Source organism: Curtobacterium sp. VKM Ac-2852 (genome assembly GCF_013205045.1).
Taxonomy (GTDB): Bacteria; Actinomycetota; Actinomycetes; order Actinomycetales; family Microbacteriaceae; genus Curtobacterium; species Curtobacterium flaccumfaciens.
The window spans coordinates 662,112-679,784 of sequence record NZ_JABMLI010000002.1 but is presented as its reverse complement, the minus strand read 5'-3'; the positions used below and the strand labels follow the sequence as shown (position 1 = coordinate 679,784).

Below are 17,673 nucleotides of genomic sequence, written 5' to 3'. Positions count from 1 at the left end.
CACATGGCCCTCCGCACCCTCGAGGACCTCGGCGACCTCGCCGGCAAGCGCGTCGTCGTCCGTTGTGACCTGAACGTTCCGCTCAAGGACGGCACCATCACGGACGACGGCCGCGTCCGCGCGTCGCTGACCACGCTGAACACCCTCGTCAACGCCGGCGCACGCGTCATCGTGATCTCGCACCTGGGCCGCCCCGACGGGGAGCCCAAGCCCGAGTTCTCGCTCGCACCGGTGGCCCAGCGGCTCTCCGAGCTGCTCGGCAAAGAGGTCACGTTCGTCGGCGAGACCGTCGGCGACGAAGCGACCGCCGCGGCCGAGGCCCTTGAGGACGGCGACGTCCTGCTGCTCGAGAACCTCCGCTTCAACCCGGAGGAGACCTCGAAGGACGCCGCCACGCGCGGTGCCTTCGCGGACCGCATCGCCGCCCTCGGTGACGCCTTCGTCTCCGACGGCTTCGGTGTCGTGCACCGCAAGCAGGCCTCGGTCTACGAGCTCGCGTCCGCACTGCCCAGTGCGGCCGGTTCGCTGATCGAGACCGAGCTCCGCGTGCTCGAGCGACTGACCAAGGACCCGGAGCGCCCCTACACGGTGGTGCTCGGCGGCTCGAAGGTCAGCGACAAGCTCGGAGTCATCGACCACATCCTGCCGAAGGTCGACACCCTCTGCATCGGTGGCGGCATGCTCTTCACGTTCCTCGCGGCCCAGGGCCACGGTGTCGCGAAGTCGCTGCTCGAGGCCGACCAGCTCGACGTCGTCCGCGAGTACCTCTCGCGGGCGAAGGAGCTCGGTGTCACCATCGACCTGCCGACCGACGTCGTGGTGGCCTCCGGCTTCGCGGCCGACGCCGACCACGAGACGGTGGCGGCCGACGCCATCGAGTCCTCGTCGTTCGGCACGGACGGCATCGGCCTCGACATCGGCCCGGAGACCGCAGCGCGGTTCGCCTCGGCCGTCTCGGGTTCGAAGACCGTCTTCTGGAACGGCCCGATGGGTGTGTTCGAGTTCCCGGCCTTCGCCGCCGGCACGAAGACCGTCGCGCAGGCGCTGACCGAGGTCGACGGCCTCGGTGTCGTCGGTGGTGGCGACTCCGCTGCCGCCGTGCGGTCGCTCGGCTTCTCGGACGACCAGTTCGGCCACATCTCGACCGGTGGCGGTGCGAGCCTCGAGTTCCTCGAGGGCAAGTCGCTGCCAGGTCTCGAAGCACTGGGGTGGACCGCATGACCCGGACGCCACTGATCGGCCGTCGCGCGTTGGGAGACGCAGCATGAACCGCGTCCCCCTGATCGCGGGCAACTGGAAGATGAACCTCGATCATCTCCAGGCCATCGCCACCGTGCAGAAGCTCGCGTGGACGCTCAAGGACGCCCGGCACGACTTCGACGAAGTCGAGGTCGCGGTGTTCCCGCCGTTCACCGACCTGCGGAGCGTGCAGACGCTCATCTCGGCCGACAAGCTGCCGATCCACTTCGGTGCGCAGGACCTGTCGCAGTTCGACTCCGGCGCCTACACCGGTGACGTCTCCGGTGCGTTCCTCGCGGCACTCGACGCCCAGTACGTCATCGTCGGCCACTCCGAGCGGCGCACGCTGCACGGTGAGACCGACGAGGTCGTCGCAGCGAAGACCGCAGCGGCCGTCAAGCACGGTCTCGTCCCCGTCGTGTGCGTCGGCGAGACCGGCGAGCAGCGCGAGGAGCGCGGCGCCGGCGTCGTGCCGGTCGAGCAGCTCCGCGTCGTGCTCGACGCGGTGAAGCCCGCAGACATCGTCGTGGCCTACGAGCCCGTTTGGGCCATCGGCTCCGGCCAGGCGGCCACGGCCGAGCAGGCGCAGGACGAGTGCGCGGCCATCCGTCGTGGCATCGCCGCAGCCTGGGGCGACCAGGCTGCTGCCGACACCCGGGTGCTCTACGGCGGCTCGGTCAAGTCGGGCAACATCGCGGGGTTCCTCCGCGAACCCGACATCGACGGCGCGCTCGTCGGTGGCGCTTCGCTCGACGTGCAGGAGTTCGCGGCCATCGCGCGGTTCCGTCAGCACGTCGGGCTGTAGCCCACAGGCGACCTCGTCGCGGGCAGTCGTCCGCACCACTCCCGTCCAGGTACCGGCCGTGCTCCGCGCGGCCGGTACACTGGTACGGCTGACTGACACGAAAGGTACGTCGTGGCGATACTCTCCGTCGTGCTGCAGGTCCTGCTCGCAATCACGAGCCTCCTGCTCACGCTCCTCATCCTGCTGCACAAGGGCCGCGGTGGTGGCCTCTCCGACATGTTCGGCGGTGGGGTCACGAGCAACCTCGGTGCGTCCGGCGTGGCCGAGCGCAACCTCAACCGCATCACGGTGATCCTCGGTCTGGTCTGGATCGTCTCCATCATCGTGCTCGGTCTCATCAACAAGTTCACGGCGGGGGTCTGATCCATGGCAAGCGGAGGCAGTGCAATCCGAGGGTCTCGCGTCGGTGCGGGCCCGATGGGCGAACAGGACCGCGGGGTCCAGGCCGAGCGCGTGGCGATCTCGTACTGGGACGCCCTGGGCAACGAGGTCGTGCGGTACTTCGCCGCGAACCTGCCCGACGAGGAGATCCCCGAGACGGTGGACTCGCCGTCGAGTGGTCTGCCGGCCGGGCGCGACAAGGAGAACCCTCCCGTGGTCTCCAAGACGGAGCCCTACAAGACCCACCTCGCGTACGTGAAGGAACGCCGCACCGAGGAAGAGGCAGCGCAGCTCCTCGAGGACGCGCTCCAGCAGCTCCGAGAGCGTCGCGGCACCGCGGCGAAGAAGGCCTAGCGCACACACGCTGACGAAAGCCCCTGCACCCATGGTGCGGGGGCCTTCGTGCGTCCGGGGGAGTGCCGGCAGCGCTCGGCTCGAGGTTGCCTGGTTCGCCGAGTGGTCACGACACACCGTGTGCGGTGCGCCGTGGTGGCGCGTTCTGTCGCCCGGGGCGCCCGCAGCCGACAGTTTGTGACCGCTCGGCGTCGTGCCGCCGGGGTGTCGCGACCGTTCGGCGTCGGAGTGCCGTGCCGGGAGCCGCGCGGAGTGCCGGTTCGCCGAGTGGTCACGACACACCGTGTGCGGTGCGCCGTGGTGGCGCGTTCTGTCGCCCGGGGCGCCCGCAGCCGACAGTTTGTGACCGCTCGGCGTCGCGCCGGCGGGGCGTCGCGACCGCTCGACGCCGGCAGTGGGCGCGACCACAGACGGACGGGAGGCCCGGTGCCAACTGGCACCGGGCCTCCTGTCCGTCAGGAACGCGCGTCTAGTACGTCGACGCGATCAGGTTCTCGGGGACGTCGCGCGCGGCGTCCTGGTCCACGAAGAAGACCGTGCGCTTGCGACCCTGCACGCCACCGACGGGGACGTCTTCGATCGACGCACCCGCAAGGGCCAGCCCGAGGACCGAGGCCTTCTCGGCACCGGAGAGGATCACCCAGACGCGCTGCGAGGCGTTGATCACCGGGAAGGTGACGGTCAGACGCTGCGGCGGCGGCTTGGGGGAGTCGTCGACCGACACGACGGCACGGTCGGTGACGGTGAGCTGCGGGAACTCCGGGAAGAGCGAGGCGGTGTGTCCGTCGGGACCGACGCCGAGCAGCGTGATGTCGAAGCGCGGAGCGACGGCACCCTCGGGCGCGGCGTCCTGCAGCTCGCGCTCGTACCGGGTGGCAGCGGCCTCGATGTCGAGCCCGCCGTCCGACGCCGGCATGGGGTGGATGTTCGACGCGGGGATGTCGACGTGGTCGAAGAAGTCGGTCTGCGTGCCGATCGTGTTGCGGTCGGCGTCGTCCGCCGGAACCCAGCGCTCGTCGACCCACCAGACGTGCACCTTCGACCAGTCGACGCTCTCACGCGCCGGCGACTGGCCGATCGCGGCGAGGACCAGGGAGGACACCGAGCCACCGCTGATCGCGATGTCGGCACGCTCCTGCTCGTCGAGCACGTCGATGATCTTGGTGATGAAGCGTGCGGCGACCGAAGCGCCGAGGGCCTGCTTGTCCGGGTGCACGAGCACCCGCCGTTCGTTGGTCACGTGACTCCCGTGTTCGTGGCGGCCGACCGGTCGTCCGACCGCCTTCGGTCCGGTCGGGCCGCCTGCACCAGACAGGCGGCCCGACCGTGTGGGGTGTTGATCAGCTGGCGATGGTCTCGCGCAGCTGGGGCACCCCGTGCTTGACGACGTCTCCGAAGAGGACGTCCGGGTCGAGTCTACGGAGTTCCTCGGCCAGGCAGTCGCGCAGGTTGCGGCGTGGCAGCGACAGGTCGTGCGTCGGCTGCCCGGGCATCGAGAGCGTGGCGACGTCCACCAGGGACCGCTCGAGCTCGATGGTGCCGGACTCGCGCACGAGCTTCACACCGTGGATGCCGCTCGACCCGGTCGCGCGCGGCGACGTGACGACGGACACCGGTACCTGCAGCTGCAGCTGGAGCCAGGCGGCGAGGAGGATCGTCGACGGGCTGTCGGACGCTCCGGAGACCTCGACCGCGGTGATCGGCTCGTACGGCGGCTGGTCGAGCGCCGCGGCGAGCTGGTTCCGCCACAGGGTCAGACGGGTCCACGCGAAGTCGGTGTCGCCCGGCACGTAGGACGCACCGAGCGCCTCGATCGCGCCGTTCGGGTCCTTCTGCGCGGCCGCGTCGGTGATCCGTCGCTGCGCGATGCGGCCGAGGGCCGACGCCGCGGGCTGCTCGGGAGCGGTCTGCGGCCACCAGGCCACGACGGGTGCATCCGGCAGCAGGAGGCCGGTGACCAGGCTCTCCTCGTCGGTCGCGGTCTCGCCGTACGCACGGAGGACGATGACCTCGCTCGCGCCCGCGTCGCTACCGACGCGGATCTGCGCGTCGAGGCGGCCGGGGGACTTCGTGTCACCGCTGTTCTTCGAGACGATGATCACGCGCATCGGGTGCTCGCGGGACGCCTCGTTCGCCGCCTCGATCGCCTCTTCCTCGTGGCCGAGGGCCGTCGAGATGATGAGGGTCAGCACGCGGCCGAGGGCGACGGCGCCGCCCTCTTCGCGGATGCGGACGAGCTTCTTCTGGATCTTCGACACCGTGGTGTCGGGCATGTCGATCTTCACGGACGCCTCCAGGTCCGACCGTCGCGGGCGAGCAGGGCGTCGGCGGATGCCGGGCCCCACGTGCCGGGACGGTACTGCTCGGGCTGGCCCTGCGTGGCCCAGAACTCCTCGATGGGGTCGAGGATCTTCCAGGACAGCTCGACCTCCTGGTGCCGCGGGAACAGCGGCGGGTCACCGAGGAGCACGTCGAGGATGAGTCGCTCGTACGCCTCGGGGGATGCTTCGGTGAACGCGTGGCCGTAGCCGAAGTCCATCGTCACGTCGCGCACCTGGGTGCCGACGCCGGGGACCTTCGAGCCGAAGCGGAGCGTGACGCCCTCGTCCGGCTGGACACGGATGACGAGCGCGTTCTGACCGAGCGGGGACTGCGTGTTGCCGTAGACGTCCTCGGGGACGCGCTTGAACACGATCGCGATCTCGGTCACACGACGACCGAGACGCTTGCCGGCGCGCAGGTAGAACGGCACGCCCTGCCAGCGGCGCGTGGCGATGTCGAGCTTGATCGCCGCGTAGGTCTCGGTGCCGGACTCGGGGTTCATCCCGGCCTCTTCGAGGAAGCCGAGTACCTTCTCGCCGCCCTGCCAGCCGCCGTCGTACTGCCCGCGGGCGGTGGCGGTCGACAGGTCCTCGGGCAGGCGCACGGCGGAGAGCACCTTCTCCTTCTCGGCACGCAGGTCGGCGGCCTTGAACGAGACGGGTTCCTCCATCGCGGTGAGCGCGAGGAGCTGCAGCAGGTGGTTCTGGATGACGTCGCGCGCCGCACCGATGCCGTCGTAGTACGCGGCACGCCCGGCGACGCCGATGTCCTCGGCCATCGTGATCTGCACGTGGTCGACGTAGTTCGAGTTCCAGATGGGTTCGTACATCTGGTTCGCGAACCGGAGCGTCAGGAGATTCTGGACGGTCTCCTTGCCGAGGTAGTGGTCGATGCGGAACACGTCGTCGGGTGCGAAGACGCTCTCGACGATCGCGTTGAGCTCGCGCGCGGTGCGGAGGTCGGAGCCGAACGGCTTCTCGACGACGACGCGGCTCCAGGAGCCCTCGCGCTTCTCGGTCAGCCCGGACAGCTTCAGCTGCTCGGTGACGACCGGGAACATCTTCGGCGGGATCGACAGGTAGAACGCGTGGTTGCCCAGCGTCCCGCGCTCGGCGTCGAGGTCGTCGACGGTGCGCTTGAGCTCGCGGAACGCCTCGGGGTCGTCGAACGAGCCCTGCACGAAGCGGATGCCCTGTTCGAGCTGACGCCAGACGTCCTCGTCGAACGGGGTGCGGGAGTGTTCCTTGACGGCGTCGTGCACGAGCTGGGAGAAGTCTTGGTCCTCCCAGTCGCGACGAGCGAACCCGACGAGCGCGAACCCCGGGGGCAGGAGCCCCCGGTTGGCCAGGTCGTAGACCGCGGGCATCAGCTTCTTGCGTGACAGGTCGCCCGTCACGCCGAAGATGATGAGCGTGCTCGGTCCCGCGATCCGGTTCAGTCGACGATCCGTCGGCAGCCGGAGCGGGTTGTGCTCCGGGGTGATTGCCACCGGTGACATGAGTCGGTGAACTCCTTACGAGTCAGTGGGAGACGGCGGACGCGATCGCCGCGGTGGCGGCGTGGACGTCCGACGTGGTGAGGGTGAGGACCGGCCGGCCGTGCTCCGCGAGGACACTCGCGTCGCCGGCTGCCTGGGCCCGGAGGAGCTGCCCGAACGTGAACGGCCGACCCGGGATCGCCAGGTCGTCTGTTTCGTCGGCCACGATCTGCAGGAACACTCCCGTGGCGGGGCCGCCCTTGTGGTACTGGCCGGTCGAGTGCAGGAACCGCGGACCGTACCCGAAGGTCACGGGTCGCTCCGTGCGCGCCGCGATCGCGTCACGCAGCGACTCGAGGCCGCTGTTCGTGGTGCGGTCGACGTACGCCTGCACCGACACGTAGCCGGTCGGGTCGAGTGCGGACAGGAGGCCCGACACGGCTTCCGAGAGCGTCGCACCGACCACGAGTCCGGGCGTCGCGCGGACGGCGATGCCGTCCTCGGCGAACGCTGGCTCGGCCGGAGCGGGGCGGTCGTCGAGCAGCGCGCGGGTCGCGACCTTGGCGGCCTCGACGTCGGGCTGGTCGAACGGGTTGATGCCGAGCAGGCGACCGGCGACCGCGACGGCGTACTCCCAGACGAGGATCTGGCCACCGAGCGTGCCGGTGATCTCGACCTCGCCGTCGGCCACGTGACGCTCGTCCTCGCGCGAACCGACCAAGCGGATGACCTGGACGTCGGGCAGGCCGGCGGTGACCTCGGGGGAGTCCGTGTGCAGCACGACGGGCAGCAGGCCACGGCCGTCCTTGCCGGTCGACTCCGCGATCAGCTGTTCGACCCAGTCGCCGAAACCGACGATGTGCGTGCCGTCGGGCACGATGGCGATCTTGTCGCGCAGCGGCTCGGTGCCGGCGAGGACCGCACCGAGCACGAGCCCGGGGTTCTCGTCCAGGTCGACCGAGAGCAGCGCGGAGATCGCGTCGGCCTCGTCGAGGAGTTCGGCGATGTCCGCTCCCGCGAGCCCGGACGGCACGAGGCCGAAGGCGGTGAGCGCGGAGTAGCGGCCGCCGACCGTGGGGTCGGCGGTGAAGACGCGGTACCCGGCGTCGATCGCAGCGGCCTCGAGCGCGGAACCCGGGTCGGTGACGACGACGATGCGGCGGGCGGGGTCGATGCCCGCGTCGCGGAAGGCCTGCTCGTAGACACGACGCTGCGAATCGGTCTCGAGCGTCGAGCCGGACTTCGACGAGACGACGAGCACCGTGCGCTCGAGGTCGGTCGTCACGGCCGCGCGGACCTGTGCGGGGTCGGTCGAGTCGAGGACCGTGAGGGGCACGCCGGCGGTGCGCGTGATGACCTCGGGTGCGAGGGACGAGCCGCCCATGCCGGCGAGGACGACGTGGTCGACCCCTTCGGCACGGAGCGACTCGCGCAGCGCGGTCACCTCGGCGACGAGCGGGCGGGAGACCGAGACGGCCTCCACCCAGCCGAGGCGCTTCGACGCCTCGGCCTCGGCGGCGGTTCCCCACAGATCGGCGTCCTGGGCGGTGATGCCCGAGGCCACCAGGTCAGCGACGAGCCGCGGGACCACCTGTTCGATGGCCCGCGCGGCGTCGCCGCTGGCTGCGATGGAAACCGTCACTACTTGGCGCCCTCGAGCGCTGCCTTGACGGTGTCGACGAGCTCGCCCCAGGAGACGATGAACTTGTCCACGCCCTCCTTCTCGAGCAGTGCGACGACCTCGTCGTAGTCGACGCCCTGTGCGGCGAGCTGGTCGAGGACCTGCTGCGCCTGGTCGAACGTGCCGGCGATGGCGTCGCCGTGGATCTCACCGTGGTCGAACGTGGCGTCGAGCGTCTTGCCCGGCATCGTGTTGACGGTGTTCGGGGCGGCGAGCTCGGTCACGTAGAGCGTGTCGGGGAGCGACGGGTCCTTGACACCGGTCGAGGCCCAGAGCGGACGCTGCGTGTTGGCGCCGGACTCGAGCAGGCCGAGGGCACGCTCGGAGGCGAACGCCTCGGTCCAGACCTGGTACGCGAGCTGCGCGTTGGCGATGCCGGCCTTCGACTTGAGGGCCTTGGCCTCGTCGGTGCCGACGGCGTCCAGGCGCTTGTCGATCTCGGAGTCGACGCGCGACACGAAGAAGGACGCGACCGAGTGGATCTTGGAGAGGTCGTGGCCGGCGGCCTTGGCCTTCTCGAGCCCACCCAGGTAGGCGTCGATGACGGCGCGGTAGCGCTCGAGCGAGAAGATCAGGGTGACGTTGACGGAGATGCCGGCGCCGATGACCTCGGTGATCGCCTCGAGACCCTCGAGCGTCGCCGGGATCTTGATGAGGACGTTCTCCTTGCCGACCTTCTCGAACAGGAACTTGGCCTGCTCGATGGTCTTGGCGGTGTCGTGCGCGAGGCCCGGCTCGACCTCGATCGAGACGCGGCCGTCGAAGCCCTTGGTCTCGTCGTAGATCGGCTTGAAGACGTCGGAGGCGTTCGCGACGTCCTGCGTGGTGATCTCGAAGATCGCGTCGGTGACGTCGGTGCCCGCAGCGGCGAGCTCCTTGACCTGCGAGTCGTAGCGCTCGCCCTTGGCGAGGGCCGACGCGAAGATCGTCGGGTTGGTCGTCACACCGACGACGTTCTTCTGCTCGATGAGCTCGGTGAGCTTGCCGGTCTCGAGGAGCTCGCGGGAGAGGTCGTCGAGCCAGATGCTCACGCCGACCGCGGAGAGGGCGGCGGTGGGGGTGTTCTCAGCCATGTGTTTCTCTTCTTCTTTCATCGACGGGTCCGTGAGGACCGTGAGTCGGGGTTTCGGGGACGGGAGGCCCGTGGCGGAACCGAGCCGGGCCTCCCGGAAGAAGGGCCGGATCCGGAAACCGGACCCGGCCCTTGCAGGTCAGGAAGCTGCGATCGATTCCTTCGCGGCGGCCACGACGTGCTCCGTCGTGAAGCCGAACTCCTTGAAGAGCGTCTGGTAGTCCGCCGAGGCACCGAAGTGCTCGATCGAGACGCTGCGGCCCTTGTCGCCGACGATGTCGCGCCAGCTCATGGCGATGCCGGCCTCGACCGACACGCGAGCGGTGACGTCCTTCGGGAGCACCTGGTCCTGGTAGTTCTCGGACTGGGCGCGGAACCACTCGATCGACGGGGCGCTCACGACGCGGGCGTTGATGCCCTCGGCCTTGAGCTGCTCGCGTGCCTCGACCGCGATCTGGACCTCGGAACCGGTCGCGATGAGGATGACGTCCGGGGTGCCGTTGGGCGCCTCGGCCAGGACGTACGCACCCTTGGCGACGTTCTTCGCCGAGGCGAAGACCTCACCGGAGGCGTCACCCTCGCCACGCTCGAACACGGGGAGGTTCTGACGGCTCAGCGCGATGCCGGCCGGGCGGTCGGTGTGCTTGAGCATCTCGAGCCACGCGTACGCGACCTCGTTGGCGTCGGCCGGGCGGACGACGTCGAGACCGGGGATCGCACGGAGCGACGAGACCTGCTCGATCGGCTGGTGCGTCGGGCCGTCCTCGCCGAGGGCGATGGAGTCGTGGGTCCAGACGTAGATCGCCGGCGCCTGCATGAGCGCGGCGAGACGGACCGCCGGACGCATGTAGTCGCTGAAGATGAGGAACGTGCCACCGAAGGGGCGGGTGTTCCCGTGCAGGACGATGCCGTTGAGGATCGAGCCCATGGCGTGCTCGCGGATGCCGAAGTGCAGCACGCGGCCGTACGGGTCGGTGCTCCACGTCGACGTCGAGGCCTCGGCCGGACCGAAGGACTTGGCGCCCTCGATCGTGGTGAGGTTCGACTCGGCGAGGTCGGCGGAACCGCCCCAGAACTCGGGCATCAGCGGCGCGATGGCGTTGATGACCTTGCCGGAGGCGGCACGGGTCGAGACGGCCTTGTCGGTCGGGAAGACCGGGAGCGCTGCTTCGAGGCCCTCCGGGAGCTCCTTCGACTGGACACGGTCGAACAGTGCCTTCTTGTCGGCGTTGGCCGCGGCCCATGCGTCGAAGGACTTCTGCCACTCGGCGTGCTCGGCCTGGCCCTTGGCGACGGCGCCGCGGGTGTACTCGAGGACCTCGGGGGCGACCTCGAAGGTCTTGTCGGTGTCGAAGCCGAGGATCTCCTTGAGGCCCTTGATCTCGTCGGCGCCGAGCGCCGAACCGTGGATCTTGCCCGAGTTCTGCTTGGTCGGCGACGGCCAGCCGATGATCGTCTTGAGGACGATGAGCGACGGCTTGTCGGTGACCTGCTTGGCGGCCTCGATCGCGGCGTGGAGCTCCTCGACGTCCTCGGAGTACTCGCCGGTCTTCTTCCAGTCGACGATCTGGACGTGCCAGCCGAGCGCCTCGTAACGGTCGGCGACGCTCTCGGAGAACGCGATGTCGGTGTTGTCCTCGATCGAGATCTGGTTCGAGTCGTAGAACGCGATGAGGTTGCCGAGCTGCTGACGGCCGGCGAGCGAGCCGGACTCGTTCGTCACGCCTTCCTGCATGTCACCGTCACCGGCGATCACGTAGGTGTAGTGGTCGAACGGCGACTGGCCGGCCGGGGTCTCCGGGTCGAACAGGCCGCGCTCGAAGCGCTGGGCGTAGGCGAAGCCGACCGAGGACGCGAGGCCCTGGCCGAGCGGGCCCGTGGTGATCTCGACACCGTCGGTGTGGCCGTACTCCGGGTGACCCGGGGTCTTCGAGCCCCACTTGCGCAGGTGCTGCAGGTCGTCGATCTCGAGCCCGTAGCCGTGCAGGTAGAACTGCACGTACTGGAGGATCGAGGCGTGACCGGCGGAGAGGATGAAGCGGTCGCGGCCGATCCAGGTGGAGTCGCTCGGGTCGCGACGCATCACCTTCTGGAAGAGCAGGTGGGCGAGCGGAGCGAGGCTCATCGCGGTGCCGGGGTGACCGTTGCCGGCGGCCTCGACCGAGTCGGCGGCGAGAACGCGGGCCGTGTCGACGGCCTTCCGGTCGATGGCGTCCCAGGTGAATTCAGCCACTTGGATGTTGACCCTTCTTGATGCGACATGTGCGAGGGCTCGTGCCATCGCACGGACATGTGGCCATCCCGGGGCCGAGTCGTGTCGCCGTCTAGCGGCGGCCGACCGGCTCATCGCGGCCGACGTCATCGGGGCGCGCACTGCGGGAGGGCGTGTCCAGCATAGTGACCCGGTACTCAGAAGGGGTTCAGGTGACCCCCGATGTTCACACCGGGGTGGCCGCCGACGGTCGATCCGGGCGTGTCGAACGCGTCCGGATCACGCCGGGATGTCGGAGCGGGGCACCGTCGCGGCGCTTCCATCCCGTAAACTGGTCAGGACCCGTGGACATTCCGGGTCAGCGCATGCCCGGACGCCGTCGCAGTCGTCCACCGAGTGTGCGAGCTGATGCGAACAGACTGAGGTTCTCTTGCCGACTGCCACCGTGACCCGGCCCGACACCGATCGACCCCGATCGCCGCTGTCCCGCAAGGTCCGTGCGTACGTCTCGTTGACGAAGCCGCGCGTGATGGAGCTGCTGCTCGTCACCACGGCGCCGACGATGTTCCTCGCCGAACGCGGCGTCCCCGACCTGTGGCTCGTCTTCTGGACGATGCTCGGCGGAGCGATGTCGGCCGGTTCGGCGTCGGCCTTCAACTGCTACATCGACCGCGACATCGACCGGCTGATGAAGCGGACCAGCACCCGCCCGCTCGTCACCGGTGAACTGTCCGACCGCGAGGCCCTCGTGTTCTCGTGGGTGCTCGGCATCCTGTCGACCGCGGTGCTCGGGTTCCTGGTGAACTGGCTGGCCGCTGCGCTGAGCGTCATCGCGATCCTCATCTACGTGTTCGTCTACACGCTGTGGCTCAAGCGCCGCACCCCGCAGAACATCGTCTGGGGCGGCTCGGCCGGCTGCATGCCCGTGCTCATCGGCTGGGCGGGAGTCACCGGGTCGCTGACCTGGACACCGGTTATCCTGTTCATGGTGATCTTCCTGTGGACGCCGCCGCACTACTGGCCGCTGTCGATGAAGTACCGCGACGACTACGACGCGGCGGACGTGCCGATGCTCGCCGTGGTCCGCGGCCGCACCGTCGTCGGCCTGCAGGTCGTGCTGTACGCCTGGGCGACGCTCGTCTGCTCGCTCCTGCTCATCCCGGTCGGGCACATGGGGCCGCTCTACACGGTCGTCGCGCTGGCCGGCGGCATCTGGTTCGTCCTCGAGTCGCACCGCCTGTACTCGCGGGCCATCCAGCACGTCGAGCACGTGCAGCCGATGCGGGTCTTCCACAGCTCGATCACGTACCTGACGCTGCTCTTCATCGCCGTGGGCATCGACCCGCTGCTGCCGCAGGTCTTCACCTTCTAGGCGGTCGAGCGGGCGCCCGCGCGCGCTCGGTCCGCACGACGCCGTCGTGTCCGGTTGACGCCGTCGTGCCCTGTTGACGCCGTCGTGTCCTGTTGACGCCGTCGTGTCCCGTTGACGCCGTCGTGTCCTGTTGACGCCGTCGTGTCGGCACGACGCCGCCCACCCGCCGAGACGCCGCCGAATCCGGGGGCGTCTCGCGCGTTCCGCGGTGTATCGGCAGGACACCGGCGTCCTGCGTCGGGCACGGGGCGGACTGGAGGCACGGTGCGGGCCCGCCGCGGGCCTCCCGTCCGGTGTCGCCGGCGTCGGCCGCGGGGCGGACGCGAGCCGCTGCGGACCGCGGCGCCCTCCCGTCCAGACCCACCACGAACGCGACACCCCACGAGTCGAACGACTCGTGGGGTGTCGGAGAAGGGGTGTCGAGCGCGCGACGCGCCCGGGCGTCAGGCGTCGATGGGTTCCCGGACGGCGTCTCGGCCGGCCGAGGCCCGCGTCGACAGCACCACGGCGGTCACCGCACCGACGAGCAGCCCGGCGAGCACCATGTGCGTGCCGACGAGCCCGACGGGCAGACCCGTGCGCGCCTGCGTGAGGCCGACGGCGATCTGCAGGAACTCGACGACGAGCAGCAGCAGCGGCCACTTGCTCGGTCGGCCCAGGCGGACGGCTCCGATGACGAGCACCAGGGTCAGGGCGAAGAGGGCGTACGCGGGCCAGGCGTGGACGTGCTCCATGACCGCCGGGTCGAACCCGGTGCGGTGCAGGCGGCCACCGTCGACGGCGGCGTCGGCTCCGGCGTGCGGGCCGCTGCCGGTGGTCAGGATGCCGACCAGTACGGTCACGACGACGGCGGCGACGGTGCCGCGGACGACACCCGTGTACCAGCCGGGGACGAGCCGCTGGGCGGTGCGCGGACCGTGCGTGGTGCGGTAGACCAGCGCAGCGGTCACCGAGGTGAGGGCGGCGGAGACGACGAAGTGCAGCCCGACCACGAAGGGGTTCAGGTTCGTCCAGACGCTCATTCCGCCGATGACGGCCTGCACGGGGATCGCGACGCCCTGAGCGAACGCCAGCCAGAAGAGTTCGGGGCGCGTGCGGAGCATCCGGACGACCGCGAGGAACATCGCGACGGCCACGATCACGAGCACGAAGGTGAGCAGACGGTTGCCGAACTCGATGATGCCGTGGATGCCCATCTCCGGCGTGGAGACGAGCGAATCCGCCGTGCACTTGGGCCAGGTGGGGCATCCGAGGCCCGAGGCGGTGAGGCGCACCAGGCCTCCCGTGCCGATCAGCACGACCTCGACCACGAAGGACGCCCAGGCCAGTGCGACCACGCGACGGTCGACCACGCGGGGGAGCGACCACCACCGTCCGGTCCGGAGATCCTGCTCGACGGGGGATCCGACGCGTGTCACGAGGGTGGTGCCTTCCTGTTGTTCCGTGCGGTGAACCTGTAGGATTCGAGGGTTCAGCAGCAGTCAAGTCTAGGCAGGCGCCGGCTCCGAATGGGCCGAGATCGCCGATCACTCCACGGACTGCGTGGAACCATTGTCGTTGCGAGGGAGCAGCACCGGGTCCGCATGTCAGCGGTCCGCGGTGGAATGGCGTCCAGACGCCACGGGTTCACACCTGTAACGCTGTCCCGCGAGAAGGAAACGAGGAGACCATGTCCGACGTGCTCATCGACCGTCCCGAGCTCGAAGGGCTCGGCCAATACGAGTTCGGCTGGTCCGACTCCGACTCGGCAGGGTCCTCCGCCCGTCGTGGGATCTCGGAAGAGGTCGTCACCGACATCTCGAACCTCAAGAACGAGCCCGAGTGGATGCTGAAGAACCGCCTCAAGGGGCTGTCGCTCTTCGGCCGCAAGCCGATGCCGACGTGGGGTGCCGACCTGACGGGCATCGACTTCGACAACATCAAGTACTTCGTGCGCTCCACCGAGAAGCAGGCGCAGTCGTGGGAGGACCTCCCCGAGGACATCCGTGCGACCTACGAGAAGCTCGGCATCCCCGAGGCCGAGCGCCAGCGCCTCGTCGCCGGTGTCGCCGCGCAGTACGAGTCCGAGGTCGTCTACCACCAGATCCGCGAGGACCTGGAGCAGCAGGGCGTCATCTTCATGGACACCGACACGGCGCTCCGTGAGCACCCGGAGCTGTTCGAGGAGTACTTCGGCACCGTGATCCCGGCCGGCGACAACAAGTTCGCCGCGCTGAACACAGCCGTCTGGTCCGGTGGCTCGTTCGTCTACGTCCCCAAGGGCGTCCACGTCGAGATCCCGCTGCAGGCTTACTTCCGGATCAACACCGAGAACATGGGCCAGTTCGAGCGGACGCTGATCATCGCGGACGAGGACTCGTACGTCCACTACATCGAGGGCTGCACCGCCCCGATCTACAAGTCCGACTCGCTGCACTCGGCCGTCGTCGAGATCATCGTGAAGAAGAACGCCCGCGTTCGGTACACGACGATCCAGAACTGGTCGAACAACGTCTACAACCTCGTCACCAAGCGTGCGATCGCACACGAGGGCGCGACGATGGAGTGGATCGACGGCAACATCGGGTCCAAGGTCACGATGAAGTACCCGTCGATCTACCTCGCCGGCGAGCACGCCAAGGGCGAGACGCTCTCCGTCGCCTTCGCGGGCCCCGGCCAGCACCAGGACGCCGGCGCGAAGATGATCCACATGGCGCCGTACACGACGTCGTCGATCGTCTCGAAGTCGATCGCCCGTGGTGGCGGTCGTGCGGGCTACCGCGGTGAGGTCCGGGTCGACCCGGCCGCGCACCACGCCGCCAACACCGTGCGCTGCGACGCCCTGCTGGTCGACACGATCAGCCGGAGCGACACCTACCCGGCGATCGACATCCGTGTCGACGACGTGCAGCTGGGGCACGAGGCCACGGTCTCGCGTGTCAGCGAGGAGCAGCTCTTCTACCTCATGTCCCGCGGCATGGCCGAGGACGAGGCGATGGCGATGATCGTCCGTGGCTTCATCGAGCCGATCGCCCGCGAACTCCCGATGGAGTACGCACTCGAACTCAACAAGCTCATCGAGATGAGCATGGAAGGATCCGTCGGCTAGATGTCCAGCACCACCCCTCCCCACATCGACCAGCCGATCGAGCCCGCTGCCGCAGCGCAGGGCGGCACCCAGCACGGCGCCGGAGCCCACTCCGACGGCGGCTGGGATGCCCCCGACAAGAAGGTGCCGGTCCAGACCCGCTCCGAGCGGTTCCAGTCCGGCGACGTCGAGGCGTTCCCGAAGGTCACCGGCCGAGAGGTCAACTGGAAGTTCGCGCCGCTCGCCAAGCTCCAGCCGCTGCTGGACGGCGGACTCGACGGATCCGCCTACCCGTACCTCGCCCGCCAGTCCGAGGGTGCCGACGTCGAGTGGGGTCGCAGCGACGACCCCCGCGTCGGCTCCGCCGGACTGCCCGAGGACCGCGCCTCGGCCGCGGCCTGGACCGCGCGCGACGCCGTGCTGGCGATCACGATCAAGGCCACCGAGGCACACGAGTTCATCACCGTGACCCGCTCCGACTTCGGGTCGCAGCCCCGCGCCGCGCACACGGTCATCACGGCCGAGCCGAACGCGCAGGGCATCGTCGTGCTCGACAACCGCGGCAGCGCCCTGCTCAGCGAGAACGTCGAGATCGTCGCGCAGCAGAACTCGCGACTGACCGTCGTCAGCCTGCAGGACTGGGACGACGACGCCGTGCACGTCGCGACGCACTTCGCCGAGGTCGGCCGCGACGCGTTCCTCAAGCACGTCGTGGTCTCGCTCGGCGGCGACGTCATCCGGGTCAACCCCTCGACGCACCTCGGTGCGCAGGGCGCCGACACCGAGATGTACGGCGTGTACTTCGCCGACGCCGGCCAGTACATCGAGCAGCAGGTCTACGTGAACCACGACGCGCCCAACACGCGCGGTCGGGTCAACTACAAGGGCGCGCTGCAGGGCCAGGGCGCGCACACCGTCTGGATCGGTGACGTCCTGATCGGCCGCGCCGGCGACGGCACCGACTCGTACGAGCAGAACCGCAACCTCGTGCTGACGGACGGCACCCGTGCCGACAGCATCCCGAACCTCGAGATCGAGACGGGCAACATCGAGGGCGCCGGACACGCGAGTGCGACCGGTCGCTTCGACGACGAGCAGCTGTTCTACCTGCAGTCCCGCGGCGTCCCGGAAGAAGAAGCCCGGCGCCTCGTCGTGCTCGGCTTCCTGGTCGAGGTCATCCAGAAGATCGGTGCCCCCGAGCTCGAGGAGCGCCTCATCGCCGCGGTCGAGCAGGAGCTGGCCGAGGGCCGTTCGGTCATCGCCGCACCGGCCGAAGCAGGCGCCGCGCAGTCCGACGGCGCGGAGGCCAGCGCCTGATGGCCGAGAAGGTCTGCGCCGAAGCCGACGTCGCGGTGGACAGCCCGATGCGGGTGGTCGTCGGCGGCACGGCGGTCGCGATCGTGAAGGACTCGTCCGGCACGGTCCACGCCATCGGCGACACCTGCACGCACGGCGACATCTCGCTGGCCGAGGGCTTCGTCGAGGGTGACTCGCTGGAGTGCTGGGCCCACGGGTCCCGCTTCTCGCTGACCACCGGCAAGCCGCAGAACTTCCCGGCCTACGAGCCCGTCCCGGTCTTCCGGGTCGAGGTCCGCGACGGCGACGTCTACGTCGACGTGCAGGACGTCGTCCCGGTCGACTGAGCACCCCAACACTTCCCGCGGCTGACGCCGCACCACAGCTGCAACCGA

The 17,673-nt window shown here is 69.4% G+C and carries 15 protein-coding genes; 8 read left to right on the top strand and 7 right to left on the bottom strand.

What is annotated here, in order from left to right; all coding sequences use genetic code 11:
- The first annotated feature begins 3 nt into the window (after positions 1-3).
- From pgk to HQQ79_RS09665, 4 genes are all read left to right on the top strand, one after another.
- Entirely contained in the window at positions 4-1,221 is a 1,218-nt protein-coding gene (gene pgk / locus HQQ79_RS09680) for a phosphoglycerate kinase (protein ID WP_071244734.1), read from the top strand.
- Between the two features lie 43 nt (positions 1,222-1,264).
- Positions 1,265-2,044 carry a triose-phosphate isomerase gene (gene tpiA / locus HQQ79_RS09675; protein ID WP_173033936.1) on the top strand — a complete coding sequence of 260 codons (780 nt, stop codon included), beginning with the start codon at positions 1,265-1,267 and terminating at the stop codon, positions 2,042-2,044.
- Positions 2,045-2,155: 111 nt separating this feature from the next.
- Positions 2,156-2,407: a preprotein translocase subunit SecG gene (gene secG, locus HQQ79_RS09670; protein WP_017887256.1), complete on the top strand. Its 252-nt coding sequence runs from the start codon at positions 2,156-2,158 to the stop codon at positions 2,405-2,407.
- A 3-nt stretch (positions 2,408-2,410) separates the two neighbouring features.
- Positions 2,411-2,779, top strand: a complete 369-nt coding sequence (locus HQQ79_RS09665) for an RNA polymerase-binding protein RbpA (RefSeq protein WP_027465686.1) — start codon at positions 2,411-2,413, stop codon at positions 2,777-2,779.
- Between the two features lie 469 nt (positions 2,780-3,248).
- Here HQQ79_RS09665 and pgl read toward each other — a convergent pair whose 3' ends face one another.
- The 6 genes from pgl to tkt form a co-directional block, all read right to left on the bottom strand.
- Positions 3,249-4,019, bottom strand: a complete 771-nt coding sequence (gene pgl, locus HQQ79_RS09660) for a 6-phosphogluconolactonase (protein WP_173033934.1) — start codon at positions 4,017-4,019, stop codon at positions 3,249-3,251.
- A gap of 100 nt (positions 4,020-4,119) precedes the next feature.
- Positions 4,120-5,064 (bottom strand): glucose-6-phosphate dehydrogenase assembly protein OpcA, encoded by a 945-nt coding sequence (locus HQQ79_RS09655; protein WP_173033932.1) that lies wholly within the window; start codon positions 5,062-5,064, stop codon positions 4,120-4,122.
- Positions 5,061-6,599: a glucose-6-phosphate dehydrogenase gene (zwf, locus tag HQQ79_RS09650; RefSeq protein WP_027465683.1), complete on the bottom strand. Its 1,539-nt coding sequence runs from the start codon at positions 6,597-6,599 to the stop codon at positions 5,061-5,063. Before zwf ends, HQQ79_RS09655 begins: the two co-directional genes overlap by 4 nt.
- 22 nt (positions 6,600-6,621) lie before the next feature.
- Positions 6,622-8,220 carry a glucose-6-phosphate isomerase gene (locus HQQ79_RS09645; RefSeq protein ID WP_173033930.1) on the bottom strand — a complete coding sequence of 533 codons (1,599 nt, stop codon included), beginning with the start codon at positions 8,218-8,220 and terminating at the stop codon, positions 6,622-6,624.
- Positions 8,220-9,332: a transaldolase gene (gene tal / locus HQQ79_RS09640; RefSeq protein WP_027465681.1), complete on the bottom strand. Its 1,113-nt coding sequence runs from the start codon at positions 9,330-9,332 to the stop codon at positions 8,220-8,222. Before tal ends, HQQ79_RS09645 begins: the two co-directional genes overlap by 1 nt.
- Positions 9,333-9,470: 138 nt before the next feature.
- Complete coding sequence (gene tkt, locus HQQ79_RS09635; RefSeq protein WP_173033928.1) at positions 9,471-11,564, bottom strand: transketolase; 2,094 nt, start codon at positions 11,562-11,564, stop codon at positions 9,471-9,473.
- 424 nt (positions 11,565-11,988) lie between these two features.
- On the opposite strand from tkt, the gene HQQ79_RS09630 reads away from it, so the two are divergent.
- Complete coding sequence (locus HQQ79_RS09630; protein ID WP_027465679.1) at positions 11,989-12,915, top strand: heme o synthase; 927 nt, start codon at positions 11,989-11,991, stop codon at positions 12,913-12,915.
- Positions 12,916-13,358: 443 nt separating this feature from the next.
- Here the strand turns inward: HQQ79_RS09630 and HQQ79_RS09625 are convergent, their stop codons facing one another.
- Positions 13,359-14,333 carry a heme A synthase gene (locus HQQ79_RS09625; RefSeq protein ID WP_051596734.1) on the bottom strand — a complete coding sequence of 325 codons (975 nt, stop codon included), beginning with the start codon at positions 14,331-14,333 and terminating at the stop codon, positions 13,359-13,361.
- A 251-nt stretch (positions 14,334-14,584) separates the two neighbouring features.
- On the opposite strand from HQQ79_RS09625, the gene sufB reads away from it, so the two are divergent.
- From sufB to HQQ79_RS09610, 3 genes are read left to right on the top strand one after another with little or no spacing between them, the layout of a single operon-like run.
- The gene (gene sufB, locus HQQ79_RS09620) at positions 14,585-16,003 is read left to right on the top strand and encodes a Fe-S cluster assembly protein SufB (protein WP_027465678.1); all 1,419 of its coding nucleotides are present in this window, start codon (positions 14,585-14,587) and stop codon (positions 16,001-16,003) included.
- Positions 16,004-17,299 (top strand): Fe-S cluster assembly protein SufD, encoded by a 1,296-nt coding sequence (sufD, locus tag HQQ79_RS09615; protein ID WP_216852352.1) that lies wholly within the window; start codon positions 16,004-16,006, stop codon positions 17,297-17,299.
- Complete coding sequence (locus HQQ79_RS09610) at positions 17,296-17,625, top strand: non-heme iron oxygenase ferredoxin subunit (RefSeq protein WP_173034345.1); 330 nt, start codon at positions 17,296-17,298, stop codon at positions 17,623-17,625. The genes sufD and HQQ79_RS09610 overlap by 4 nt, the downstream gene beginning before the upstream one ends.
- The last annotated feature ends 48 nt before the right edge of the window (positions 17,626-17,673 follow it).

Bases quoted from the DNA above. Each gene is read 5' to 3' on its own strand.
- tpiA (WP_173033936.1), top strand. From the start codon at position 1,265: ATGAACCGCGTCCCCCTGATCGCGGGCAACTGGAAGATGAACCTCGAT.
- sufD (WP_216852352.1), top strand. From the start codon at position 16,004: ATGTCCAGCACCACCCCTCCCCACATCGACCAGCCGATCGAGCCCGCT.
- pgk (WP_071244734.1), top strand. From the start codon at position 4: ATGGCCCTCCGCACCCTCGAGGACCTCGGCGACCTCGCCGGCAAGCGC.
- sufB (WP_027465678.1), top strand. From the start codon at position 14,585: ATGTCCGACGTGCTCATCGACCGTCCCGAGCTCGAAGGGCTCGGCCAA.
- HQQ79_RS09665 (WP_027465686.1), top strand. From the start codon at position 2,411: ATGGCAAGCGGAGGCAGTGCAATCCGAGGGTCTCGCGTCGGTGCGGGC.
- tal (WP_027465681.1), bottom strand. From the start codon at position 9,332: ATGGCTGAGAACACCCCCACCGCCGCCCTCTCCGCGGTCGGCGTGAGC.
- zwf (WP_027465683.1), bottom strand. From the start codon at position 6,599: ATGTCACCGGTGGCAATCACCCCGGAGCACAACCCGCTCCGGCTGCCG.